Source organism: Algoriphagus sp. CAU 1675 (assembly GCF_029222925.1).
GTDB lineage: Bacteria > Bacteroidota > Bacteroidia > Cytophagales > Cyclobacteriaceae > Algoriphagus.
Genome location: NZ_JARHUI010000002.1, coordinates 1 through 24,602, shown reverse-complemented (window position 1 = coordinate 24,602; position 24,602 = coordinate 1). Strand labels below are relative to the sequence as shown.

Annotated in this window: 22 protein-coding genes; 7 read left to right on the top strand and 15 right to left on the bottom strand. The window is 42.2% G+C overall.

Annotated features, from left to right (window positions below; translation table 11 throughout):
• The first annotated feature begins 156 nt into the window (after positions 1 to 156).
• Positions 157 to 2,691, top strand: a complete 2,535-nt coding sequence (locus P2G54_RS04135) for a phosphoenolpyruvate carboxylase (RefSeq protein ID WP_275868499.1) — start codon at positions 157 to 159, stop codon at positions 2,689 to 2,691.
• 54 nt (positions 2,692 to 2,745) lie between these two features.
• Here P2G54_RS04135 and P2G54_RS04130 read toward each other — a convergent pair whose 3' ends face one another.
• The 4 genes from P2G54_RS04130 to P2G54_RS04115 all read right to left on the bottom strand — a co-directional run bounded on the left by P2G54_RS04130 (position 2,746) and on the right by P2G54_RS04115 (position 7,509).
• Positions 2,746 to 3,381, bottom strand: a complete 636-nt coding sequence (locus P2G54_RS04130; protein WP_275868497.1) for a hypothetical protein — start codon at positions 3,379 to 3,381, stop codon at positions 2,746 to 2,748.
• A 208-nt stretch (positions 3,382 to 3,589) separates the two neighbouring features.
• Positions 3,590 to 4,165 carry a phosphatase PAP2 family protein gene (locus P2G54_RS04125; RefSeq protein WP_275868495.1) on the bottom strand — a complete coding sequence of 192 codons (576 nt, stop codon included), beginning with the start codon at positions 4,163 to 4,165 and terminating at the stop codon, positions 3,590 to 3,592.
• Entirely contained in the window at positions 4,162 to 5,073 is a 912-nt protein-coding gene (gene hemF, locus P2G54_RS04120; protein ID WP_275868493.1) for an oxygen-dependent coproporphyrinogen oxidase, read from the bottom strand. The genes P2G54_RS04125 and hemF overlap by 4 nt, the downstream gene beginning before the upstream one ends.
• 12 nt (positions 5,074 to 5,085) lie before the next feature.
• Positions 5,086 to 7,509: a BamA/TamA family outer membrane protein gene (locus P2G54_RS04115; RefSeq protein ID WP_275868492.1), complete on the bottom strand. Its 2,424-nt coding sequence runs from the start codon at positions 7,507 to 7,509 to the stop codon at positions 5,086 to 5,088.
• 19 nt (positions 7,510 to 7,528) lie between these two features.
• Between P2G54_RS04115 and P2G54_RS04110 the strand changes: the two genes are divergently transcribed.
• Positions 7,529 to 8,278 carry an RNA methyltransferase gene (locus tag P2G54_RS04110; RefSeq protein WP_275869650.1) on the top strand — a complete coding sequence of 250 codons (750 nt, stop codon included), beginning with the start codon at positions 7,529 to 7,531 and terminating at the stop codon, positions 8,276 to 8,278.
• Positions 8,275 to 9,270 carry a bile acid:sodium symporter family protein gene (locus tag P2G54_RS04105; RefSeq protein ID WP_275868490.1) on the top strand — a complete coding sequence of 332 codons (996 nt, stop codon included), beginning with the start codon at positions 8,275 to 8,277 and terminating at the stop codon, positions 9,268 to 9,270. The genes P2G54_RS04110 and P2G54_RS04105 overlap by 4 nt, the downstream gene beginning before the upstream one ends.
• A 27-nt stretch (positions 9,271 to 9,297) precedes the next feature.
• On the opposite strand, the gene P2G54_RS04100 is transcribed toward P2G54_RS04105, so the two are convergent.
• The 11 genes from P2G54_RS04100 to P2G54_RS04050 all read right to left on the bottom strand — a co-directional run bounded on the left by P2G54_RS04100 (position 9,298) and on the right by P2G54_RS04050 (position 18,354).
• Positions 9,298 to 9,558 (bottom strand): acyl-CoA-binding protein, encoded by a 261-nt coding sequence (locus P2G54_RS04100; protein WP_275868488.1) that lies wholly within the window; start codon positions 9,556 to 9,558, stop codon positions 9,298 to 9,300.
• 126 nt (positions 9,559 to 9,684) lie between these two features.
• Positions 9,685 to 10,971, bottom strand: a complete 1,287-nt coding sequence (locus P2G54_RS04095; RefSeq protein WP_275868486.1) for a citrate synthase — start codon at positions 10,969 to 10,971, stop codon at positions 9,685 to 9,687.
• Positions 10,972 to 11,214: 243 nt separating this feature from the next.
• The gene (locus P2G54_RS04090) at positions 11,215 to 11,637 is read right to left on the bottom strand and encodes a BrxA/BrxB family bacilliredoxin (protein WP_275868484.1); all 423 of its coding nucleotides are present in this window, start codon (positions 11,635 to 11,637) and stop codon (positions 11,215 to 11,217) included.
• 26 nt (positions 11,638 to 11,663) lie between these two features.
• A complete protein-coding gene (locus P2G54_RS04085) occupies positions 11,664 to 12,002 on the bottom strand; it encodes an iron-sulfur cluster assembly protein (protein WP_275868483.1) in 339 nt (112 codons plus the stop codon).
• Between the two features lies 1 nt (position 12,003).
• Positions 12,004 to 12,435, bottom strand: a complete 432-nt coding sequence (locus tag P2G54_RS04080; protein WP_275868480.1) for a SufE family protein — start codon at positions 12,433 to 12,435, stop codon at positions 12,004 to 12,006.
• A complete protein-coding gene (locus P2G54_RS04075; protein WP_275868477.1) occupies positions 12,432 to 13,655 on the bottom strand; it encodes a cysteine desulfurase in 1,224 nt (407 codons plus the stop codon). The genes P2G54_RS04080 and P2G54_RS04075 overlap by 4 nt, the downstream gene beginning before the upstream one ends.
• An 8-nt stretch (positions 13,656 to 13,663) precedes the next feature.
• On the bottom strand, positions 13,664 to 14,932 hold the full coding sequence (gene sufD / locus P2G54_RS04070; protein WP_275868475.1) for a Fe-S cluster assembly protein SufD: 1,269 nt from the start codon (positions 14,930 to 14,932) through the stop codon (positions 13,664 to 13,666).
• Between the two features lie 17 nt (positions 14,933 to 14,949).
• Positions 14,950 to 15,714 carry a Fe-S cluster assembly ATPase SufC gene (sufC, locus tag P2G54_RS04065; RefSeq protein ID WP_275868473.1) on the bottom strand — a complete coding sequence of 255 codons (765 nt, stop codon included), beginning with the start codon at positions 15,712 to 15,714 and terminating at the stop codon, positions 14,950 to 14,952.
• A gap of 53 nt (positions 15,715 to 15,767) precedes the next feature.
• On the bottom strand, positions 15,768 to 16,157 hold the full coding sequence (locus tag P2G54_RS04060; protein WP_275868471.1) for a four helix bundle protein: 390 nt from the start codon (positions 16,155 to 16,157) through the stop codon (positions 15,768 to 15,770).
• 37 nt (positions 16,158 to 16,194) lie between these two features.
• A complete protein-coding gene (sufB, locus tag P2G54_RS04055; protein ID WP_275868469.1) occupies positions 16,195 to 17,640 on the bottom strand; it encodes a Fe-S cluster assembly protein SufB in 1,446 nt (481 codons plus the stop codon).
• 231 nt (positions 17,641 to 17,871) lie between these two features.
• Positions 17,872 to 18,354 carry an Lrp/AsnC ligand binding domain-containing protein gene (locus P2G54_RS04050; RefSeq protein ID WP_275868468.1) on the bottom strand — a complete coding sequence of 161 codons (483 nt, stop codon included), beginning with the start codon at positions 18,352 to 18,354 and terminating at the stop codon, positions 17,872 to 17,874.
• 376 nt (positions 18,355 to 18,730) lie between these two features.
• Between P2G54_RS04050 and P2G54_RS04045 the strand changes: the two genes are divergently transcribed.
• The 4 genes from P2G54_RS04045 to P2G54_RS04030 all read left to right on the top strand — a co-directional run.
• Complete coding sequence (locus P2G54_RS04045) at positions 18,731 to 19,135, top strand: hypothetical protein (RefSeq protein WP_275868466.1); 405 nt, start codon at positions 18,731 to 18,733, stop codon at positions 19,133 to 19,135.
• A gap of 92 nt (positions 19,136 to 19,227) precedes the next feature.
• A complete protein-coding gene (locus P2G54_RS04040; protein ID WP_275868463.1) occupies positions 19,228 to 21,144 on the top strand; it encodes a M14 family metallopeptidase in 1,917 nt (638 codons plus the stop codon).
• 13 nt (positions 21,145 to 21,157) lie between these two features.
• Positions 21,158 to 23,971, top strand: coding sequence for a prolyl oligopeptidase family serine peptidase (locus tag P2G54_RS04035; RefSeq protein ID WP_275868461.1), 2,814 nt, complete (start codon positions 21,158 to 21,160; stop codon positions 23,969 to 23,971).
• A 188-nt stretch (positions 23,972 to 24,159) separates the two neighbouring features.
• Positions 24,160 to 24,602 (top strand): hypothetical protein (locus tag P2G54_RS04030; protein WP_275868459.1); only part of this gene is annotated, 443 nt, incomplete at its 3' end.

Here is a 24,602-nt window from a genome sequence, read left to right as displayed (position 1 = left end):
TTAAATTGAATAGTATCTGAATTTTTATACTGTTTTCATTTGCCTTGTTTGATGAAAAAAGAGAAATAAATTAATTCGTTTCTTGTGGAATTTTTAAATTTTTCCTCAAAAAATATAAAATTCATTAATTTGCCATGCCTTAAAACCTAATAGACCATGTTTACTACTTACGATACGGAAGTCGCCAAGCGCTTCACGATTTACAATAGTTTATTTTTAGATCTTCCCTTCGATGATATTTTCCGTACAGGGACCTTGCTTCCCTTGTTGTCTACAGCATGTCAGAAGGGTTTTCAGTCCGGAAAAACGCCAAAAGAGATCATTCAGGGTTTTTTTGAGGAAATGCTCCCCGGAAAAAGTGAGAAGGACCAGTCTGATTTGCTTTTTCAAATGATCCAATATGTGGAAAGGCAAGTGGTCCTCTTTGACTCCATTGAGGATGCTGCCTATGAAAAAATCAATGATTTGAGAGGGAAAGGCTCCATGAAGGCGCTAATAGACCGAACTGAAAATGACCATAAAAAGGAGGAGCTGATCGAAAAACTCAAAACCTTCTCTGTAAGGCTGACTTTGACTGCCCACCCTACACAATTTTACCCCGGAAATGTACTGGGGATCATTACCGATCTGGAAGAGGCAATCCGAAATGACGATATCGGCAGAATCAATCAATTGCTTCAACAACTGGGAAAAACAGGATTTATCAACCGGGAAAAACCAAGTCCTTTTGAGGAAGCCGTGAGCTTGATCTGGTATTTGGAAAACGTATTTTACCAAAGTATTTCGGACATTATGATCCGCTTGCTCAACAGTTTGAATATCCCACTGCATGACTGGGAAAATCCAGGGCTGTTGAAAATAGGTTTTTGGCCTGGTGGAGATCGGGACGGTAACCCGTTCGTGACCCATGAAACTTCCCTTCAAGTCGCAGATCGCCTTAAAAAATGGATTTTGAGATGCTACTACAGAGACTTGCGAAAGCTAAGGAGAAGGCTGACCTTCAAAAAAGTGGAGGAAGTGATGCTTCAGGTGGAAAGAGGGATTTATTCAACTCTCTTCGAAGAAAAGACAGTCTATGCTTCCAAGGAAGATCTGTTGAATGACCTGCTTCAGGCTAGGGAGGCACTTATTAAATACCATGACGGTCTTTTCTTGGATTTGCTTGATCAATTTATTCTGAAAGTCAGGGTCTTCGGTTTTCACTTTGCCTACATGGACATGCGGCAGGATAGCCGGAAGCATGATGGGCTTTGGGAGGAGTTGTTTCAATTGAAAGGCATAGTTCAGGCAGAGAATGAGTCGGAACAGATCAATCAGATCCTTGCCTGCGATTCTCTTCCTCAGCTTTCTCTATTTAAGGATTCTTTCCATAAGGAAATGCTGAAGTCTTTTCAGGCAATAGGGGAAATCCATGATAGAAATGGAGAGGAAGCGCTTCACCGGTATATTATCTCCAACTGTCAATCCTCCAAGCATATGATTGAGGTGTATCAGTTGGCGAAATTGACTTTAGGTGCAGGGAAGGAGTTCATTCCACTGGACATTGTTCCTTTATTTGAAACCATAGATGACTTGGCTGAGGCGCCGGAAATCATGACTTGGATGTATGGGCTTCCAGAGTATAGACAGCACCTTGCTAAAAGAGGGAACAAGCAGACCATCATGCTGGGCTTTTCGGATGGAACAAAAGATGGGGGGTATCTGAAAGCCAACTGGTCCATTTTGAGAGCTAAGGAGGAGTTGACAAGGGTATCGAAAGAAAACGGTATAGAGGTGGTCTTCTTTGATGGCCGTGGTGGACCTCCGGCAAGGGGAGGGGGTAATATGCACAACTTCTATGCGTCCTTAGGGGAAAGGGTGGAAAACTCAGAGATCCAAGTAACCATTCAGGGGCAGACTATTTCCGCTAACTATGGAAAGCAAGCTTCTTGTACCTATAATTTTGAGCAGCTGCTAAGTGCTGGTCTGGAAAATCATTTGTATTCAGATGCAGAACGTAACCTCAACGATCAGCAAAGGGCCTTGATTCAGGAATTGGCAGATTTGGGATATCAGGCTTATAAGGACTTTAAAAATCATCCGAAATTCGTGCCGTATTTGGAACATGTGACTCCTCTGAAGTATTTTGGAATGACCAATATAGGATCCCGTCCCTTGAAAAGAGGAAAAGGAGAAGGCTTGAAGTTTGAGGATTTGAGAGCGATTCCATTTGTGGGATCCTGGGCGCAGATGAAACAGAATATTCCCGGATTCTATGGGGTAGGCGCAGCAATTGAAGCCATGGAAAAATCCGGAAAACTGGATCAGCTGAAATCCCTCTATCAGGAAAGTCTCTTCTTCCGAACCCTTTTGGGAAATTCCATGCAGTCCCTCAACAAGAGTTTCTATCCTGCTACTGGTTACCTAAAGGAAAACAAGGATTATGGACAATTCTGGGAACTGATGGTGGAGGAATACGAAAGAAGTATTCAGAAGTTGAAAACCGTGGCTGCAATGGATGAATTGATGGGAGACAATCCCACTTCCAAAACTTCCATCGCCATCCGGGAGCGTATAGTTTTGCCTTTGATTACGATTCAGCAATTTGCGATTCAGTCCATGCTGGAATCCGGAAAGACTTCTGAGATTCTCCAAAAACTCATTTTGAGAAGTATGTTCGGAATCATTAATGCCGCCAGAAACGCAGCTTAAAACAAAAACCCCGGAATACATTCCCGGGGTTTTGCTTTTAAAACGGGATCGTTTTTATCGAATAAGCCCGTTTTTCTTTAGCTGACCTACCACTACTTCAGAGAAATCCTCCGAAAAAGAATCCAATGAATAGGGATTGGTCGTTTCAGATTGGGAGGACCACATTAATTCCTCCGATTCTGAGTCATAAAGGTTGGCCTCTAAATAATAACTCTTATCGGTGGTATAATATCCGGGATCATAGATGATTGGATTATAGTAATTGTAATACACCCAGAACCTGCCGTGATACCTGAATACCATAGGAGAATAAACTGTCGTAGTACCGGGAACATACCGGGTTTCAGTGGTTTTTTCTAGCAAGGCTATGGTTAGAATGGCATCACTTCCATACTGCCTGATTTCATGAAGGATTTCATCCTTGTCCACTCCATCAGATTTGAAGCCCGGAGGCATTACCTCAAAGCTGCTACGCGCATTTACCCCTTCTGCTTGAAGTAGATGTTCTAGATCAGTTTCTACTGTCCTTCTTGCAAGGATATTGTCCGTAAGTGCTGTTACAAAAATACTTTCATAACCACCTGCCGGTTTGTTGGGGTTGGTCCAGGATCCCAGGATCTTCGTGTTGGGGCCACATGATCCCATCATTAAAATTAACGCAAGGGAAAATGCAATTTTTAAAGCTTTCATGGTGTTGGTTTATTTTAAATTATCACATTAGTTTGTCTGCGTAAAAAGAGAAGAATACCCTCTTTAATGGATTCACATAGAATAAATTAAGTCAATTTATACCTGGATTTCTATGAGTTTTGTCAGCCGAAAAAGTGACAAAGGAGACCCGAAAGGCAATCCATGATTGCCAGATTAAAATACTAAGGTCAAAAAAGGGAATCCTTGATTACTTGAGGGCTTTTTTAAGGATTTCCCGCTTTACAAATACAATTAAAAACCAAACCATAAAACCAGCCACAATACCTATCGCGGCACCCAAAATCACGTCAAATGGATAGTGAACACCCAAGTAGATTCGGGTATAGCTCACAACCAAGGCATATAGAAATAAATACTGTATGTAGGGGATTTTACCTTTAAGCTTCTTGTTGAGAAATACAGCCATTCCAAAGGTGTTGGCGGCATGGGAGGAAACAAAACCATAAAGCCCACCGCATCTTCCGTAATTGTGGATGATCCCTGTCCATCGCTCATCATGGCAGGGGCGAAGACGCTCAAAAAAAGGTTTCATAAAACCTGAGGTCAACTGATCCGTGATCAAAATGGTCAAAGCAACTCCCCCAAATATCCAAACACTGTTTTTCGGGTCCAGCTTGTAAATTTTATACAGCAAAAAGCCATAAAGGGGAAACCAGGTAATGGTTTCAGTCATTTGAAACACGATAGGATCCAGCCAGTCCGCATGAAAGGAATTCAGCCAGAGAAAAAGTGATTCATCCCATTTTTTGAAAACTTCGATCATAGGGTATAGGAAAGCCAATCCATATCTTTTTTCAAATGCTCAAGAGTAAACTCCTCCGGGCTGCCTGGAGCAGGCTGATGCATGTATTTCCATTCCGCTAACGGAGGCATACTCATCAATATACTTTCGGTGCGTCCATTGGTGTCCAGACCGAATTTGGTGCCTGCATCCCAAACTAAATTAAATTCCACATAGCGTCCCCGTCTCAGGTTTTGCCATTGCTTTTCTTTTTCTCCATAGGGGAGAGGGGAGTTTTTTTCCATAAAATACCCATAAACATCCGGGAACAGTCTCCCCACAGCCAAGCTGAAATTTAGGATTTCTTCAAAATGCTCGTCTGATTGGGCACTTAGCCGGTCATAGAATATACCTCCCACACCTCGGGTTTCATTTCTATGCTTGACAAAAAAGTATTCATCAGCCCAAGCTTTAAACTTAGGGTAATATGCTGGATCAAAGCGGTCACAGACTTTTTTTACTTCCTGGTGAAAATATCGGGCATCTTCCGGAACGATGTAGTGGGGTGTGAGGTCTATTCCTCCTCCAAACCAATGGGTACCATTATCCATCTCAAAATAGCGGATATTCATGTGAATGATGGGAACCATAGGGCTTTTGGGATGGAGCACAATTGAAACTCCAGTCGCGAAAAAATCTGATTTTTCAAGCCCAAGTTTAGCCAGTATTTTTTCAGGTGTAGGCCCATGAACTGCCGAAAAGGCAACGCCTCCCTTTTCAATGATATTGCCATTTTGGAATATTCTGGTCCTGCCTCCTCCTCCTTCGGGTCTGTCCCAAAGGTCTTCCATAAAACTGCCCCCACCATCGTGTATCTCAAGTTCACTGCAAATATGATCTTGAATACCTTGGTAAATGATTGCTATTTCCTCTTTACTTTTTCTACTCATAATTTGAATCAATCAGAATGGATAGCCTATGCCAAAATTCAATACTGTTTGGCCTCGGACTCCAAATGGTTTTTTGAATGAAAGATTGTCTAAGATCCATCGCTCTCCCTCAGGCTGCGCGGGATCAATGGCTTTGGTGGCCAAATCAAGTCGGATGATCAGGAAATCAAAGTCCATTCTCAGTCCGATTCCGGATCCCACAGCTATTTCCTTATAAAATCGGTCAAACCTAAAGTCGGAACCTGGTCTACTTGGATCCACCCCGATATCCCAGGAATTACCCGCGTCTACAAAAAGAGCCATGTCAAAATATCCATAGATTTTGCGACGGTATTCCAGCATGGTTTCAAATATCATTTCTGCTGGCTGTTCAAAGGTGTAATCAAACTCCCCACCTGAACCCGTTTGAGGACTGAAACTCCCCGGACCAAGTCGCCTGGCCTGCCAGGCACGGATGCTGGTTCCTCCTCCTGCAAAGAAATATTTTTCGTAAGGAAGAATTCCTGCACTGACTCCATAGGGCCTTGCTACACCAAAGTTGGCTCTATAGGCCACAGTCTGTTTTTTGTCCAAGGGATAATATCTCCTGAAGTCGGCTTGAAATTTCAGCCATTGGAAGTTGGCATATTCTATCCCTTCCGTGTTGTTGCTTTGCACATTGAAGAGATTCAGGGAAGTGCCGCCACTTTCCATAAACAATCTCAACAAAGAGGAAGGTCTATTTTGCCAATCTCCATATTGATTGAAATTGATTATGGTCTGAGCTGAAAAACTGCTCACAAAGGAAGGCAAAAAGGAATAAATCAGGTTGTTCCCCTGGCTGGCTAGGTCGTTGAGCACATTGAGGAAATCTCCGGTGATGTTGGGAGTACGAACGTAACTGACGTCGGCTGCATTGATTGTATACCGCTGTCTTTGATTTCGGGTAGCCCAAGTGTAGGAAAGCTGCCCGCTGAGGCTGTTTCGGGTGTATTCAGGACGGTTGGTATAATTGAAGCCTATTTGGGTTCGTGTATTGGGATTATAGCGGCCATAGCGCTGCAATGATCCTTTTGCAAACGGGATCAAGAATCTTGGAAAGATCACAGCCGCTGACACACCCAATTCCCGGCTTTGGTAAACCCCTTGGTCAGTAGCAGAGGCGACCCCTTCCAGGCCAGCTCTGAAGTTGAATTCCAAAATCTCACCAGCGCGGAAAAAATTCCGGTTCCTTAACGATGTACTGAAGAAGGGGCCCGGCAATTGCTCAGTGATGCTTAGCCCGACTTGATTGGTGAGCTGATATTTTTGATTGGGCTGGGTAAAAATCTTTGCAGTCAAAGAAGTCCCTAAGGTATCAAAGGTGATATTTACGAACCTAAACAGATCCAGATTGCTGAGCTGTCTTTGGGATTCCAGTACCACAGAGCGATTGTAGGTAGAGCCCTTTTGGAAAAATATCCTCGAGGCCAGTATTTTTTCGGAATACCTGTCTCTGTAAAAATTGAAATCTATGTTTCTGAATACTCGGTTGACTTGGCGATCCGCAAACTCATCGGAAGGAGGGTTGATCCGGAAATTGATGGAATCAATCGTATAGGACTGGTGCTTTTCCGCAAAGGTTGGTCTGCTGATCAGCTGTTCGATTTTGACAGTTTTGGCACTGCTATCCTGATAGACAAAATACTCTATGTAGGAATTGGAAAACATATAGAAGCCATTGTTCTTCAATAGTTCCTCAATCCGGTTTCTTTCCCCAATTAGATCATCCTGATTGTATATTTTCCCCTTGGAAATCATGGAGGATTCCTTGTGTTTTTTAAGTAGATTCAGAATCTCCTCGTTTTTGGTACGGGTATAAAAAGAGTCTATCAAGTAAGGTTTCTTCTCTTCAGCCAGATAGGTGAGATAGGCCTTTTTCTTCTTTGTCCGCACTTCATAATCCACCTCGGCCTCAAAGAAACCATGGTTTTTCAGATAGCCTTCCATATTCCGGACTGAATTATAGACTTTGACACTGTCCAAAATGCTGACTGGATTCCCGGTTCTCATGAGGGAGTTTCCAAACTCCTCCTTCTTTTTGACGTTTTCCAGTTTGGTCTGTAGCTTATCCTGTCGCTTCAATAGTTTCCTGTTTTCCGAAAGACTATCCAATTGTTCTTTTACCTGGACAAGCTCATTTTCCAATCTTAGTTTTTTTCGGGCGACTTTGCTGCTGTCATAGAATAGTTCCCCGGTTTTGTAGATGAAAACGCCCGGGGAAAAATTGAATAAGGGGATTCTGAAATTTGGCTCTTGTTGCATGAGCCCCATCAGCTCTTCCTCATCTGATTTTTCTACTCCCTTCAGTTCGGATTCATAGAGTACATATTCACCCTCCTTAAGGTTTTTGGTGAGTGAACAACTCAGGCAAAGCCCGAGTAGAGGAAGAAAAAGTATATATTTGATGAATTTCAAAACAGGAGAATCGACGCAAATGCTTAGCAAAAATACAGTTAAGTTTATAAAATCCTTACATCAAAAAAAATACAGGTTCGAGTCCGGAAAGTTCTTTGTAGAAGGAGAAAAAAGTGTCCAGGAAGTCCTGTCCTCCAATTTCGAGACAGAGTTGCTTTTGGCTACGGAACTTTTCCTGGAAAAAAACCAAAAACTGCTAGAATCCTTCAGGGGAGAACTAATTTCTGTATCCCCCAAACAGCTCGAATCCCTTGGTCAATACCAAAGCAATGATTCATGTCTTGCCGTGGTTAAAATGAAAGCCAATCAGCCTTTTTCCCCCGAAAAGGATGAATTGATAATAGCCTTGGATGATGTGCGAGACCCAGGAAATCTGGGCACCATTCTTCGGATTGCCGATTGGTACGGAATTAAGAATTTGGTCTTTTCTCCCCAAACGGCAGAGCTGTACAATCCAAAAGTCATACAATCCAGCATGGGGTCCTTTACCCGGGTCAATTTTTTCTACGGGGATCTGGAACAGATTTTTCAAAAATGGAACTTGCCCGTGTACGGAGCTTTTTTGGACGGGGAGAATGTCCATCAGATCAAGCGAGTCCAACCAGGAGTCATTTTGATGGGAAATGAATCGAAGGGAATTTCTGAAAAGCTGGAAAAATGGATCAGTAAAAAAGTGACCATCCCGGCTTTTGGAAATGCAGAATCCCTGAATGTGGCTATTGCTACAGCTATCATCTGCGACAACTTCAAACGTATTCTTGGCTCATGATCCCCAAACTTTCCAGCACGCTTTCTAAGGTAGGTATCAATGGATTTTTGCTGGGCCTGTTTGCAGCGATCTTTCTGGCATGGCTTTTCCCTTCAGTGGGGGCTGCTGATTCCCCCATTCCCTGGAAGCCACTGATTGACGTAGGGATTGCGCTGGTCTTCTTTTTTTATGGAGTCAAACTCGATCCGGTTCAACTCAAAAAAGGCTTGAGCAATTGGAAATTGCATGTTCTGGTGCAGATGTTTACTTTTTTAGTCTTTCCTGTCCTGGTATATTTTATACTTGATCTATTACCTTATATAGATTCTGATTTTAAATTGGGAATCAGTTATTTATCAGCTTTACCTTCAACCGTCAGTGCATCTGTGGTAATGGTTTCATTGGCAGGTGGAAATATTCCCGGAGCAATTTTCAATGCCAGTATCTCCAGCTTGTTGGGTGTGTTGATTACACCAGCTTGGATGAGTGTGCTGACCGGTTCAGAAGGGGTTGAAGTGGATTTTTTACCAACATTTATAGAGCTCTTTTTCAAGGTGATTTTGCCTGTATCGCTAGGAATTACAATCCACTCCAAATTATTCCCCTTGATTAAAAATCATCTGTCCAGGTTGAAATATGTGGATCAAACGGTAATCATGATGATTGTTTTTACGGCATTTTCCCAATCCTTTTCCCAGAAGGTCTTTTCTCCTTATTCCCTAAGTACCTTACTGCAGGTGGCACTCACCATGCTCTCGCTGTTTTTGCTGATTTGGTTTTTGATTTCCTTGGTTTCCCGACTATTGAAATTTCCGATTGAAGATCGAATTACCGCTCTTTTTTGTGGTTCCAAGAAGTCCCTTGTTCATGGGGTGGTGATTGGGAAAGTAATTTTTCCAGACCCCACTATATTGGGTTTTGTTCTTCTTCCGGTAATGCTCTACCACATTCAGCAATTGATTTTGGGAAGTATCATCGCTGGATGGTTTGGAAGAAAACAAAGTCAAAATTGAGCTGCCATAATTTGTCTCTCAATCTTCTTACATGTATTTTTTTGAAAGTTCTTCCACTAATTCTAAATAGGCTTGTGATGCTTCCTCTTTAGACTTGCCCTTAAGCGTGAGCCAGGCATTATATTTTGCAGCGGCTTTAAAATCAAACCCTCCAGGTCTTTCTCCTTCATTGTCTCCTTCTGTGGCTTGCTTGTACAAACCATAAAGTCTAAGCAGCTCCTCGTTGCTTGGTTTGGATGTAAATCTTTTGGTCAAAGCCACTGCTTCCTCAAGTGTAGTTGGTTTCATGAATTTTCTAAAATCTCAGTTTGTAATGTTTTCCTAAATATGCGAAGACTTCAAAGATTTAAACAGACCGTTAATGAAAAATGCCAGCTTTTGGGCTGGCATTTTCTATTTTATTCCAAGTATTGATTATCTCTTGTTCATGGTAACATAATCACGCTCATTGGCACCTACATAAACCTGACGAGGTCTACCGATAGGCTCTCCGTTTTCACGCATTTCTTTCCACTGTGCGATCCATCCTGGGAGACGACCTAGGGCAAACATTACCGTAAACATATCGGTAGGAATTCCCAAGGCTCTGTAAATGATTCCGGAGTAGAAGTCTACGTTAGGATAGAGCTTTCTGTCTACAAAGTACTGGTCATTCAATGCGGCGTATTCCAATTCTTTGGCAATTTCCAAAATTGGGTCATTCACACCCAACTTGCCCAATACATCGTCAGCAGCCTTCTTGATGATTTTAGCTCTTGGGTCAAAGTTTTTGTAAACTCTGTGTCCAAAGCCCATCAATCGGAAAGGATCATTTTTGTCCTTAGCCTTGTCCAGATATTTCTTAGCATCTCCACCATCAGCTTTAATTGCTTCCAGCATTTCGATTACAGACTGGTTGGCACCACCATGAAGAGGTCCCCAAAGGGCGTTGATTCCGGCAGAAATAGACGCGTAGATGCTAGCTTGGGAAGAACCAACAATTCTAACGGTAGAGGTGGAGCAGTTTTGCTCATGATCTGCATGAAGGATCAATAGGGAATCCAAAGCCTTTGCAACAACTGGATCCACTTCATATTTCTCTGCAGGAAGCGCAAACATCATTTTCATGAAGTTGGAGCAGTAGTCCAGGGTATTATCAGGATAATTCACCGGATGTCCCATCTCATTTTTGTAGGCCCATGCAGCAAAGGTTGGCATTTTGGCGATCAGTCGGATGATGCTCAAATTAACCTCTTCCTCACTTCTGTTTGGATTTAGAGAGTTTGGATAAAATGCCGAAAGGGAGCAAATTAAGGAAGAAAGAACGCCCATTGGGTGAGCATTGGAAGGAAAACCGTCCAAAATCTTCTTAATGTCCTCATGAACTAGGGTGTGGTGGGTGATTTCCCGGGTGAATACTTCATACTCAGCCTGAGTTGGGAGTTCTCCATAAATCAGAAGATAAGCTACTTCCAGAAACGTTGATTTTTCTGCAAGATCTTCAATTCTATAGCCTCTGTAACGAAGGATACCTTCTTCACCATCCAAAAACGTGATGGCACTTGTGGTAGAACCTGTGTTTTTGTATCCAGGATCTAGGGTGATAAGACCTGTTGAGGCTCTTAATTTTGCAATGTCAATTGCAGGTTCTTGTTCGGTTCCGACGGTAACCGGAAACTCAAAATCTTGTCCTTTGTAAGACAATTTAACGGATTCAGACATATTGCGAATAGATTGGATTTCTTTGAATGAAAAACCTTAAAAGATGCTGTTAAGTTAATAAAATCAAATCTTTTTTAAGAGGTTTATTCGATTTTGGGTAATAAATTAATCCGAAATCGATTGAATGAACATTTAAAGTGTCCCCAAATGAATTTCGGTGATTTGTTTAATTGGGTTTTTCCTGGAAAGAATTCAGTAAAAGCCGGAATTTTCGTAAAAAAAGCCCCGAAGGGCTATTATTTTTTAATCACAGAAATGCTCGAAAACTTCAACCAAATGATCCCCGATCATTTTTGCAGATCTACCTTCTATGTGGTGTCTTTCGATGAAGTGAACCAGTTCCCCGTCTTTAAACATGGCCATGGCAGGAGAGGAAGGAGGGTAGGGTAATACCATTTCTCTAAACTTGGCAGTGGCTTCTCTGTCATTTCCTGCAAATACCGTAGCAAGGGTGCTTGGTTTTTTTGAGGCATTCTCTAAAGCATACAATACGCCTGGTCTCGCCGCTCCGGCAGCACATCCACATACAGAGTTGACCACCACAAAGGTGGTTCCCTTGTGTGATGCTCCCAGGTGTTCTGCTACCTGCTTAGCGGTTCTGAATTCTTCGAATCCAACGTTTGAAAGTTCTGCTCTCATTGGAGCGATTAGTTCTTCAGGATACATATTTATTCTTGTTTTTATTTTACGTTTTAAAGAAATCCTAATTCAAGTTTGGCAGCCTCGGACATCATATCCTGGGAGTAGGGGGGATCAAAGGTGATCTCTACTTCCACATGGTTGATACCTTGGATCTGCTGGATTTTATCCTTTACTTCAGAAGGAATGAATTCTGCAGAGGGACAGTTGGGTGAGGTCAGGGTCATCAGGACATAGACATTGTTTACTGGGTATACGCTGATTTCATATACTAGCCCCAACTCATATACATCCACAGGGATTTCCGGATCATAAACCTGCTTGATCGCAAGTTTGACCTTTTCCTTCAGATCCTTGATTTGTCCAGCTGATTCACTGTTTTCAGTCTCCATATCAGGTATTTAATTTGGTTTGAAAAGCTAGGGCATATCGCTTCATTTGCTGGATCATAGCCGCCAATCCATTGGATCTCTGGCTCCCTATGATATTGCCCATACCAATCCTGTTAATAAAATTCAATTCAGCCTGAATGATTTCTTCCGGGCTTCTGTCATTCAAAACCCGGATCAAAAGGGAAATCAATCCTTTGGTTATATCAGTATTGGAATCTGCCTTATAGTGGATTTTGCCATCATGCTCATCCGCAATCAGCCAGACTTTTGACTGACAGCCTTTAATGATGTTTTCCTCTTTTTTCTCCTCTTCGGGAAACTCTTCCAGGTTTCCTCCCAATTCCATGATATAAAAAATGGTGGATTCCCGGTCCTCCCCCAGAATTTCAAATTCGGATACGATCTCGTCCTGAATTTCTCTGATTGTGCTCATTTGTTTTTGATTCTGGCTAGTTGACTTACCCCTTCGGCCAGCTTTTCGATTTCAGACTTGGAATTGTAAACAGAAAAAGAAGCTCTTACAGTTCCTTCAATCCCAAATCTTTGCATCAAAGGCTGGGTGCAATGGTGTCCTGTACGTACGGCTATCCCCTTGGCATCCAACATCTGCCCCACGTCAAATGGGTGCATTCCGTTGATATTGAAGGATAAAACGCTGACTTTTTCAGCCGCTGTGCCCACTGGAATAAATCCCTTGATAGGAAGCAAAAGTTCATTGGCATAGGATAGAAGCTCATCTTCATGATCCTTGATAGCCTTTTTTCCCAAAGACTTGATGAATTTCAGCGACTCACCAAATGCGATCACATCTCCGATATTGGGAGTTCCCGCTTCAAATTTAAATGGGATGTCATTGTAGGTGGTCTTTTCAAAAGTCACCTCACGGATCATTTCTCCTCCTCCCAAAAATGGCGGCATGGCTTCCAAAACTTCTCTTTTTCCATAAAGTACTCCCAATCCGGTAGGTCCGTAGAGTTTGTGGGCGGAAAATGCCAGGAAATCGCAATCCAAGTCCTGAACATCGATTTCAAGATGGGAGGTGGACTGAGCCCCATCCACCAATACCCTTGCACCAACAGCATGAGCAGCTTGGATGATTTTTTTGACGGGATTGATGGTCCCCAAAGCATTGGAAGCATGAACAATGCTTACCAACTTGGTCTTTGGGGAAAGGAGTTTTTCAAATTCCTCGTAAATGATCTCTCCTGAATCATTGATAGGGATCACTTTCAGTACAGCTCCTTTTTCCTCGCAGAGCATCTGCCAAGGTACAATATTGGAATGATGCTCCATGGTGGAAATGATGAGCTCATCATCCTTCCCGATGAATTTTCTTCCAAAAGTCTGGGCAACCAGATTGATGCTTTCTGTAGTTCCCTTCGTAAAAATGATTTCAGCAGCTTCTCGGGCATTGATAAAATCTCGGACTGCTTCACGAGTAGATTCATAGAATCGCGTGGCTCTGTCCGCCAATGCATGTGCCCCACGGTGGATATTGGAGTTGTCCTTTTCATAGTAGTTCAAAAGGGAGTCCAAAACCGCCTTGGGCTTCTGGGTAGTTGCCGCATTGTCAAAATAAATCAAGGGCTTGCCATGCACCTCTTGATGAAGCACAGGAAACAAGCCCCTGATTTGGTCAATATTTAAACTCATGTCGGTGTTTAAAATTTGCTTCCCAGTCGTTCTTGTACCAGGGAGATGCAATACTCACGGAAGCTGTCTTCCTCAATATGCTCCAGGACTTCTCCCGCAAAAGCATACAACAACAAACCTTTAGCCTGGGTTTTATCAATTCCTCGAGCCTGTAGGTAGAAAAGTGCTTCCTCATCCAGCTGACCCGTGGTGCAGCCATGGGAACATTTGACATCGTCTGCCCAGATTTCCAACTGAGGTTTGGTGTTCACGACCGCATCCTCAGATAACAGGATATTGTTGTTTTGCTGAAAAGCATTTGTTTTTTGAGCGTCCTGACGTACAAAGATTTTCCCGTTGAATACCCCTCGGGATTGATCGGCAAGGATACCTTTATAGAGTTCATTGGACTCAGCATGAGGGATGGTATGATCCACATTGGTATGGTTGTCCACATGGGTTTTCCCATTCAATAGGTATAAACCATACATATTCCCCTCTGAATTACTTCCCAAAAGGTTCAGGTTGAGGTTGTTTCTGACCATATCTCCCGAAAGCGAAATATTGACTGAAGTGAAACGGGAATCCTGCTGGATGTCTGTTTCAATATTGCTTACCTCAATACTGTTTTTTCCTTCGTTTTGGATTCTGTAATAACGAATGTGGGTATTTACTCCTCCTTTGATTTCTATTACCTTATTAAGGAAATAGCTGGTCTCGCTTAGATCTACACTTTGGTCAATAAATGTGACCTCAGCAAAATCCCCTGCTTCAATCCAAATTCTTGGCTGAATTACCTGGCCTTCATTGGACTTGTTGAAGGAAAGAAGAAGAAATGGCTTCTCAACTTGTGACTTTTTAGGAACAGAGATGAATGCTCCATCAACAAATGAAGCCTGATTCAAAGCCGCAAAAGCATCTTTTTCAACTTTTGCAATGCTTCCAATGGCTGTTTCCGGTTTTTCAGATAGGGCAGAAATTTCCAGCCCTTCAATGTTTGAGGAAAGTTCAGGAAGGAATTTCCCGTTGGAAAAAACCAATACATTTCCCTCAAATCCCGGATAAATGGAGGATTTAACCAATTCATCGCTCACTTCGAAAGCCTGGGCAGAAGAGAAGTTTTCAATCGTCTGCTCCAGTTTTTTGGCAATGGAAGTAAACTTGTATTCCTCTGCTTTCAAGGCAGGTAGCCCCTGAGCAAAATAACTTTCCTTTGCCAAAGTCCTCTCTGACTCGAAGTTTTTGGGAGCCCCTTCTAATATGCTGTTAAATGTATCTTGTTTGGTCAAGGTACTCATGATTGTTGTTTTAGAAATCAGACAGTAGCCTTTGAATCAACTTCGTCTTTGATCCAGTCGTAGCCTTTTTCTTCAAGTTCCAAAGCCAGTTCTTTGGTGCCGGATTTTACGATTCTTCCTTTATACAATACGTGTACAAAATCCGGAACAATGTAATCCAAAAGTCTTTGGTAATGCGTTACCACGATGGTAGCGGTTTTATCTGATTTCAACTGGTTGACACCATTGGAAACGATTCTCAATGCATCGATGTCCAAACCGGAATCTGTTTCATCCAAAATGGAAAGCGTTGGCTCAAGCATGGCCATCTGGAAGATTTCGTTTCGTTTTTTCTCACCTCCAGAGAAACCCTCGTTAAGGGATCTGCTGAGCAATTTCTGATCAATCTCAACCAGCTTCATTTTCTCTTTCATAAGAGAAAGAAATTTGACTGCATCCAAAGGCTCCAGTCCTCTGTACTCACGTACCTGATTTACCGCTGTTCTAAGAAAGTTGGTAGAGGATACTCCGGGGATCTCAACAGGATACTGGAAGGCAAGAAAAACACCCTCCCTGGCTCGGTCCTCAGGAGAGAGTTCCAAAAGGTCCTTGCCTTGGAAGATAACTTCTCCTTCAGTAACCTCATATTCTTCTCTTCCTGCAAGCACAGATGCCAATGTTGATTTTCCGGAACCATTTGGCCCCATGATCGCATGGACTTCTCCTGGTTTTACTTCCAGATTAATACCTCTTAGAATCGGCGTCCCTTCAATTGAAGCGTGTAGATTTTTTATAGAAAGCATGATACTAATAATTTCATTTGAAATTTGAGATTTGAAACCTCAGGTTCTTTTGTTCATTTGAACTTGTTTCCCTTGTATTCCGAATCTTTCAGATATTTAATAAAGCCTGAAATTGATTTAGAAATTTCAAGACACATATTGAGCATTTCCTGAAGCGTTTCTTCAGATATATATTTCCTGTCAAATGCTCGGTAAAGTTGAGATCTAGATTCTCCCGCTGAACCTTTAGCAATGCTCAAGAAATTAATAAACTCTTTCTTTCCTTCTCTTTCAAATCCTTCAGCAATGTTGTCTGAAATTGATCCAGAGGAGGAATTGATTTGATTTTTGAGAACGAAATCCTTTTCAAAGCCATTGGCTTGTGTCAATTCAAAGACTTGTTTGGAAAATTCTCTGGATTTTCTCCAGACTTCCAGGTCTTCGAATTTTGTGACAGTTGCCATAATTTCAAATTCTGAATTTCAAATCTCAAATCAGTTTTTACCCAACAGATCCCTCAAGGGTTAGCGCCAAAAGCTTTTGGGCTTCTACAGCAAACTCCATAGGAAGCTGGTTCAAAACTTCCTTGGCATAACCGTTGACAATCAGAGCCACAGCGTCTTCAGTCGCAATACCTCTTTGGTTGCAATAGAAAATCTGATCCTCTCCGATTTTGGAGGTGGTAGCTTCATGCTCCACTTTGGCACTTGGATTTTGGATATCGATGTAAGGGAAGGTATGTGCTCCACATCGGTCGCCCATCAATAAGGAATCACACTGGGAAAAGTTTCTGGCATTGTCGGCTCTCTTCATCACCTGAACCTGACCTCTGTAGGAGTTTTGGGATTTTCCTGCGGAAATACCCTTGGATACGATTCTTGACTTGGTGTTTTTACCAATATGGATCATTTTCGTACCGGTATCTGCCTGTTGGTAATTATTGGTGACTGCCACAGAGTAAAACTCTCCAATGGAATTGTCTCCTTTTAATATACAGGAAGGATATTTCCAGGTAACAGCCGAACCGGTCTCAACTTGTGTCCAGGAGATTTTGGAGAAATCCCCGGCGCATATACCCCTTTTGGTTACAAAGTTGTAAATACCGCCCTTTCCTTCTTTATCACCGGGAAACCAGTTTTGAACCGTAGAATATTTTACTTCAGCATGGGCTGCAGCATAAATTTCTACAACAGCGGCATGAAGCTGGTTTTCGTCTCTTTGAGGAGCGGTACATCCTTCTAGATAGCTCACATAGGATTCTTCCTCAGCTACAATCAGCGTACGCTCAAATTGTCCTGTATTGGCAGCGTTGATCCGGAAATAAGTAGAAAGCTCCATTGGGCATCTAACCCCTTTTGGAATGTAGCAGAAGGATCCGTCAGAAAATACTGCCGAATTGAGTGCTGCATAATAATTGTCCGTCATCGGGACTACAGAACCCAGATATTTCTTCACCAGTTCGGGATGTTCTTTGACCGCTTCGCTGAAAGAACAGAAAATAATACCCAGTTTGCTAAGGGTACCTTTAAATGTAGTTGCAACCGAAACTGAATCCAGTACTGCATCTACCGCAATCCCTTGTAGTCTTTTTTGCTCATTCAAAGAAATACCCAGGCGCTCATAGATGGCCAAAAGTTCAGGGTCCACCTCATCCAGGCTCTTGGGCTTGGAGTTTTGCTTGGGAGCTGAATAATATTTCAAAGCCTGAAAATCCACTTTGGGATAATGAACATTTGCCCATTCAGGCTCTGTCATGGATTGCCAGGTTTTAAAGGCTTTCAGTCTCCATTCAAGAAGCCATTGAGGTTCTTCCTTTTTTGCGGAAATCCAACGGATAATGTCTTCATTCAATCCTACAGGGGCCTCATCAGCTTCGTAGTTTACCGACCATCCGTGTTCGTATTCCTTTGAGGTAAGTTCTTCTAAAATCTGGTTGTCTTTGCTCATGTGCTGAGTTATTTAGACTAATTACATTTTGATTGCGAATGTACAACTTATAATGAAAAGATAATGTTCCGGCTCATTTGAAAAATCTATGGGATATTTAAAAATCTGATCAAAATCGCCCTATTTTTTGATTTGGGCCAAATTTTAATCTAAAAAAAAATGAGACTGAAAATTTTCCGAGTCTCATTTTTGACGGGTTTTACCCCAAATTTTCTTTATTTAGATTTAATCTTAATTACCTTGTTTCTCTTTGTCAAAAAACTGTATGGGTCTGTTAATGCTTTCCTCAAGTACTATCAAAGTCTCTGTACGGTCTATCCCTTCTACTTTTTGGATATTATCAAGTACAGTTCTTAGGTGATTGGTATCGCGACAGATGATTTTGGCGAAAATGGAATAATTACCGGTGGTATAATAGGCGCTGACCACTTCTGAAATTCCCTTGAGTTTTTCGATCACCGTGTCATATAAAGAGCTTTTCTCGAGGTAGATTCCCAGAAAAGCCGAAATATCATATCCAAGCTTGGAGAAATCTATATTCAAAGTGGCGCTTTTTACTATGCCCATATCCTCCAGTTTCTTCATTCTTACGTGGACTGTACCGGAGGAAACGAATACTTTTTTGGCAATTTCTGTGTAAGGAGTCTTTGCGTCCTCATTTAAAAGCGAAATAATTTTTAGGTCTATGTTATCGATATCTAAAATTTTATCCATTTTATGCGCTTGGATTTAGATGATTGTTAATGAAATCGATTGTAAATTAGAGATTGTTCAAAATATTGCAAAATTATTTTTTCAATTTGTAATTAAAGCTAAAATCGCTTTACTTTGGGCTCAGCTTTGAACTACAAATAATTATTCTGATAATTATTGTTTTCTTGAAATAATAGTTGGACTTACCCTCTGTTTCAAAACGTTAAAGCTACTAGAATCAAAACTTTTAATCTCTAAAGTTATATTTGGGTTTATATTCTGAAAAGGGTCTTGCTTTTGGCAAGACTTTTTTGTTTCCTTTTCTCAGATATAAAATGCATAAAACTTGCTTTGAAATGTTTTTTTGTTAATCTTTGAAGCTATTAATAAGGAAATCATGAAAAAGATCCTTTCCAATATCTTCTCGATTTTATTTTTACTGATGATTTCGGCTTCTTCCATTTTGGCCAACGAAAAGGAAGACAAGCTTCTTGTAAAGTCTATTGACAATTCCGAAGAGGCAGTCGCTCATTGGGCTTTTGCAGAAAATTCCCTGGAAATGGTGGACAGTTATTCTCCATTTATTTTCAGAACCAAGAAAAGTCAGGAAATGGAGGAAGTGAAAATCCAACTTGAAGTTGACTCCATGGGAAGAATCAGTGGATTTGATGTTTTGAACTCCGAAGACAAAGGATTGATCAACAGATTAGATTACGTGATTCGAAAGTTGCCAAATTGCGAACCCATTCCGGGAATGACACAATATGGGCCTCAGGTTTTCGAAATGGTCATCAGAAAATAAATTATAAGCCGGTTTAACCGGCTTTTTTTTTGAGCGGTTGGATTAGACCCCATCAGGAGGTTATTTTTATTCAGTCAAAATGTGAACTGAACATGAATAAAATCCTACTAGCAGCGGGCTTGACTTTTGTAAGCACCTTGGCCATAGCCCAGGTCGAACCCTTCAAAAAAGAGAAAGTTTTTCCCGAAAAAGACAGCAAAGCCAAATTCCACACAGTAAGTGGAGAGCGCCATGGGCCTTCTTTTTTCAAGAAATTCACTTTTCCTGAAGTAGAGTATACTCCCGGCGAACAACTCACCTTTGATAAATACCATACCGTGGACGTCATGTATCACTGGTATGAAAAATGGGCTCAGGAATTTCCCGAGATTGTAGACCTTTATGTGATCGGTTATTCTTTTGAAGGAAGACCGATCTACCAAATGACTCTTACCAACAAGAAGACTGGTAAGGATACGGATAAACCTGCCGCCTATTTTGAGGGAGGAAGACATTCAGGAGAAATCACATCCAGTGAATCCATCCTTTGGCTGACCCAACACCTGTTGGAAAATTATGGAAAGGATCAGGAAATCACCCATCTGATCGATACCAAGACAATCTACCTCCGTCCTCAAAACAATCCGGATGGATCCAATCTCTATCTTTTCACCGAACAGAGAAATAGAAGTACAGTAAGACCTCATGACAACGACAGGGATGGACTTTTGGATGAGGATCCGGAAGAGGACCTGGATGGTGACGGTATCATTTACCAAATCAGAAAGAAGGCAGTTACTCCTGAGGAAAAGGAAAAAGCCAATTTCATAATCGATCCGGAGCACCCATCAGGAAAATTGATGAAAAGGGTTTTTGCAGGAAAAGGAGACTACTTGCTCTACACCGAAGGAATCGACAATGATGGCGACGGGGATTATAATGAAGACGGAATTGGAGGATTGGATCTGCATAGAAATTATCCTGAAAACTGGAGACCGGATATAGGAGGAGACCTGACAGGAAGAGCTTATACCCAATATGGGGCAGGGGAGTACCCTCTGAGCGAACCGGAAAGCAGGTCTACTGTGCTGTGGATGTTGAGCCATGCCAATATTTCTGTAGTCAACTCAATGGATACCCGGGTTCCTATGCACCTGAGACCACCTTCAACTTCCAAAAGTGAGGAACGCATGTATCCTTCGGATTTGGCTATATATAAGGAGATGGATCAGCTCGGACTTTCATTCACCGCTTATCCTTGGGCAGGAGATGTGTATGAAACTTACAGCACAAGATATAAAGTCAATTCCATGACTGGCGATCCCCTGAAGCCAAGCCCTCTTTTCGGACATGGACCCGACTTTGGATATTTCTACTTCGGAAGCATCTGGTACGGAGATGAGCTTTGGAACAATGGAGCGATGAAAGATTACAACGGAGATGGAATTTATGACGATTACGATGCCCTAGTTTGGGATGAGGAAGAAAATGAGGGAAGAGGCTTTAAATCCTGGACTCCTATGAACCATCCCCAATTGGGCGAGGTGGAAATTGGCGGTTTTCATCCCAAATTCTTTGGACAGAATGGCCCTACTTGGCAATTGGAAAACTGGGCCAAAAAGCAGGCTCTGTTTAACCTGGCTATGGCCAAAAGACTTCCCGAACTACAGGTTTCCGAACCTAAAGTGAAAAAAACCGGAAAAGGGGAATATGAAATTACTTTGGAATGGACAAATGTGGGCGGCCTTCCTGTTGCATTGGAGCAGGCCAAATTGGTTAAAATTGTTCAGGAAGACCGGGTGAGCCTGGATTTTGACAAGGAACTTACCAAAGGCTATGAAGAGGCCAAGGTGATAATCACCAGCCCTGATCTGTATGACAAAACCATTTATAGCGGTTATACCGGAAAAGGAGAAAAGAAAAGTGCAACCTTCAAAGTGACGGTGAAGGGAGAGGAAGAAGTGAAAGGCAAAATCAAGCTTTCTTCCACCCGAGGTGGTCTATTTACAAAAGAGTTTACCCTAAAGTAATATTGAACTGATTATGCTAAGAAAACTAAGCCAATTTACCCTGCTCCTTTTTTTCCTGCTGGGGCAGGTCGCAGTGGCAAAACAAAAGCGTGCTCTAACTCATCAGGACTATGATTCCTGGGAGAGTCTTTCCTCTGATAAAATCACCAAAAATGGCAAGTGGGTAGGCTATATGATTTCCCCACAGGATGGTGATGCCAGACTGGAAATCCTCCCTTTTGATAATCCTGATAAAAAAACCATAATTCCCAGAGCCCAAGGGTTCAGTTTTACGCCAGATGATGCTTTTGTTGTCGGTAAAATCCTGCCTCAAAAGGATTCCTTGAGAGTGCTCAAGCTCAAAAAGTCCAAAAAAGAGGATATGCCAAAGGATAGCCTATTTATCCTTCAACTGAATTCCGGGACTTTGGAAAAATTTCCTGAGGTGAAATCCTTTGACATTCCTGAAAAAGAAGGAAGTTGGATAGCAATCCATTTTGAAAAGGAAAAGCCGGCAAAGAAAGATCCTGCCGACTCAACTGCCAAAGCAGAAAAGCCTAAAAAGACTGAAGGGAGCAAACTCATCGTTCGTACACTCAAAGGAGATCAATCCATAGAATTGGAAAGGGTAAAGTCATACGGCTTTTCTCCAAAAGGGGATTTTCTTCAGTATGTACTGGCAGAAGAAGACACTCTGGATAATGCGGCAATTTACCTTTTGGACCTGAAGACAATGGAAAGCTCATTGCTTCATGAGGGGAATACCTCTTATGAACGAGTGACATTTTCCCCCAAATCCAGATTTCTGGCTTTTGTCAGCACCAATGATTCCTCCAAAGCCAAAAAGCCTTATCACTCTATTTTTCTGACCCATACATCCAAGCCTTCTTCAGAGGTTTTGGTCGCAAAGGATAGTCCGGGGATTTTGGAAAACGGAAGAATTAGCCCGGATGCCTCCCTGAAGTTTTCAGAGGATGAAGGCAGGTTGTTCTTTGGAGTAGCCGAGGACTATCAGGATTATGACTATGAGTCTGATACGACCATTCTTGATGAAGAAAGAGTGAGTTTGGATATCTGGGGTTGGCAGGATTCTGAAATACAGCCTATGCAGTTGCGACGGAAATCCCAAGAAGAGAAAAAGTCTTATCTGGCTGTCGTTGACCTGAAAGATAAGCGTATTGCTCAGCTGGGAGATAGGAAGGTGGATCAGGTAGTTTTGGAGGATAAGGTAGAACGTGACTTCGCCCTGGCCTGGACAGACAATGCTTATAGAAGGGAGTATAGCTGGAATATTCAAATTGGAAGAGACCTGTATTTGGTTGATTTCGAAACCGGTCAGAGAACTTTAATTGAGAAAAACGTGCAGGGCTTCCCTAGCATTTCTCCGGAAAGCAACTATGTTACCTGGTATGCTAGCGGGGATTCCTCATGGGTTGTCTACGATATTGCCTCTAAAAAGAAAATCAATCTGACCAAGGCGATTCCAGTTGACTTCTATGAAGAGCTCCATGATTCTCCTTCCTTGCCCGGAAGCTATGGTTCTTCAGGATGGCTCAAAGGGGATGCTGCTATTTTGATCAATGACCGCTACGATATCTGGAAAATTGATCCAAAGAACCCCTCTTCTTCAGTAAATATCACTTCTGGAGAAGGAAGAAAGAACAAGATTGTTTTCAGAAGACAGGTTTTGGATCGGGAGGAAAAAAGCATTGACCCTAAATCCCCACTTTACCTTACAGCATTTAATGAGGTAAATAAAGAATCTGGAATGTACCAGGGGTCTACGGATGGAAAGATTGCGCCTAAGAAAATCATCATGAGTGCCCATCGCTATTTTGGTTTGAATAAGGCGAAAGAATCAGATGAGATTACCATTCAGAGAAGTACCTATCAGGAAAACCCGGATTTATATCTTGGTGATCTTTCCTTCCATAACCTGAAAAAGGCTTCCAGCCTGAACCCTCAACAAGCCCAGGTGAACTGGGGTTCTGTAGAATTGGTGGATTACCTGGCCAATGATGGTACAGCCCTGCAGGGTTTGTTGTTCAAACCGGAAAGTTTCGATGCCAGCAAGAAGTATCCGATGATGGTATATTTCTATGAGCGAAACAGTGACGGGTTGCATAATTACCGTGCACCTGCACCTTCCGCTTCCACAATCAATATCCCATACTTTGTCAGTAACGACTACCTGGTCTTCGTTCCGGATATCAAGTATGATTTGGGACTTCCCGGACCAAGTGCCTACAACTGCATCATCCCCGGGGTACAGTCCATTGTGGCCAGAGGTTTTGTAGATGCAGACAATATGGCAATCCAAGGTCAAAGTTGGGGAGGGTACCAAGTGGCTTACCTCATTACCCAGACCAATATGTTTAAAGCTGCGGGTGCCGGAGCTCCTGTGGTCAACATGACCTCTGCTTATGGCGGTATCCGTTGGGGTACAGGAATGAGCCGTATGTTCCAGTACGAACAAACCCAGTCCAGAATCGGTGGGACACTTTGGGAAAAGCCTTTGTATTACCTGGAAAACTCTCCTCTATTCTATATGGATAGGGTTCAGACTCCTGTACTCATCATGCACAACGATGAAGATGGAGCAGTTCCATGGTATCAGGGCATTGAGATGTTCATGGCTTTGAAGCGTCTCAACCAGCCGGCCTGGCTTCTCCAGTACAATGGAGAGGATCACAACTTACGCCTGCGTAAAAACCGCAAAGACCTTTCCATCAGATTGAGTCAGTTTTTCGATCACTACCTGAAAGGAGCTCCGGCACCTTTGTGGATGACAGAAGGTCTTCCGGCTGTTGAAAAAGGAAAAACCCTCAAATATGGCTTAGACCAATAATAAGAAAGCCGCCTCAGATCCCTGAGGCGGTTTTTTATTTCTCATTTTTTGAACAAATAAATCTAAAAAGTAAACAGTAGGAGCTAAGTAATAGCCATTAACAACCTAAAACCTACAACCCACAACTCACAACCTGTCGGTGCCTGAAATAAGTTGACCGTTTTTGTCTGAAAAAACTTAGATAAAAAATGGCAAGACGAGAACAATTTACGATGAGTGAATCGGAGCGTAGAGTTCGCAGATTCAGTGACAATTTCAGAAAGGAAAAGGTAAGAGAACTAGAGCTAGGGCTAGTGAGTATCCGGGATCTTCGACAACAATATCAAGTATCCGACATGTCAGTTCGGCGCTGGATGATTAAATTCGGTAGTATGAAACAGAAGCAAGAGCGTTTGATCGTGGAAAGCCAAAGTGACACTGTTCAGTTGCTGGAGCTGAAGAAAAAAGTAGCAGAATTAGAGCGGGTAGTTGGTCAGAAGCAACTTCTTATCGATTTTCAGCAAAAGATGAGCTGGCTGAAGAGGAATATCGGGTTGATATTAAAAAAAAATTTTCTGGAGAGCAGTCGAGTACTTCTGGAAAAGCCGACAAGTGATGAATCAGAGTCTAAACGAGCTCTACCGGGTCTTGG

Bases quoted from the DNA above. Each gene is read 5' to 3' on its own strand.
- P2G54_RS04135 (WP_275868499.1), top strand. From the start codon at position 157: ATGTTTACTACTTACGATACGGAAGTCGCCAAGCGCTTCACGATTTAC.
- P2G54_RS04130 (WP_275868497.1), bottom strand. From the start codon at position 3,381: ATGAAAGCTTTAAAAATTGCATTTTCCCTTGCGTTAATTTTAATGATG.
- P2G54_RS04125 (WP_275868495.1), bottom strand. From the start codon at position 4,165: ATGATCGAAGTTTTCAAAAAATGGGATGAATCACTTTTTCTCTGGCTG.
- hemF (WP_275868493.1), bottom strand. From the start codon at position 5,073: ATGAGTAGAAAAAGTAAAGAGGAAATAGCAATCATTTACCAAGGTATT.
- P2G54_RS04110 (WP_275869650.1), top strand. From the start codon at position 7,529: ATGCTTAGCAAAAATACAGTTAAGTTTATAAAATCCTTACATCAAAAA.
- P2G54_RS04105 (WP_275868490.1), top strand. From the start codon at position 8,275: ATGATCCCCAAACTTTCCAGCACGCTTTCTAAGGTAGGTATCAATGGA.
- P2G54_RS04100 (WP_275868488.1), bottom strand. From the start codon at position 9,558: ATGAAACCAACTACACTTGAGGAAGCAGTGGCTTTGACCAAAAGATTT.
- P2G54_RS04095 (WP_275868486.1), bottom strand. From the start codon at position 10,971: ATGTCTGAATCCGTTAAATTGTCTTACAAAGGACAAGATTTTGAGTTT.
- P2G54_RS04090 (WP_275868484.1), bottom strand. From the start codon at position 11,637: ATGTATCCTGAAGAACTAATCGCTCCAATGAGAGCAGAACTTTCAAAC.
- P2G54_RS04085 (WP_275868483.1), bottom strand. From the start codon at position 12,002: ATGGAGACTGAAAACAGTGAATCAGCTGGACAAATCAAGGATCTGAAG.
- P2G54_RS04080 (WP_275868480.1), bottom strand. From the start codon at position 12,435: ATGAGCACAATCAGAGAAATTCAGGACGAGATCGTATCCGAATTTGAA.
- P2G54_RS04075 (WP_275868477.1), bottom strand. From the start codon at position 13,655: ATGAGTTTAAATATTGACCAAATCAGGGGCTTGTTTCCTGTGCTTCAT.
- sufD (WP_275868475.1), bottom strand. From the start codon at position 14,932: ATGAGTACCTTGACCAAACAAGATACATTTAACAGCATATTAGAAGGG.
- sufC (WP_275868473.1), bottom strand. From the start codon at position 15,714: ATGCTTTCTATAAAAAATCTACACGCTTCAATTGAAGGGACGCCGATT.
- P2G54_RS04060 (WP_275868471.1), bottom strand. From the start codon at position 16,157: ATGGCAACTGTCACAAAATTCGAAGACCTGGAAGTCTGGAGAAAATCC.
- sufB (WP_275868469.1), bottom strand. From the start codon at position 17,640: ATGAGCAAAGACAACCAGATTTTAGAAGAACTTACCTCAAAGGAATAC.
- P2G54_RS04050 (WP_275868468.1), bottom strand. From the start codon at position 18,354: ATGGATAAAATTTTAGATATCGATAACATAGACCTAAAAATTATTTCG.
- P2G54_RS04045 (WP_275868466.1), top strand. From the start codon at position 18,731: ATGAAAAAGATCCTTTCCAATATCTTCTCGATTTTATTTTTACTGATG.
- P2G54_RS04040 (WP_275868463.1), top strand. From the start codon at position 19,228: ATGAATAAAATCCTACTAGCAGCGGGCTTGACTTTTGTAAGCACCTTG.
- P2G54_RS04035 (WP_275868461.1), top strand. From the start codon at position 21,158: ATGCTAAGAAAACTAAGCCAATTTACCCTGCTCCTTTTTTTCCTGCTG.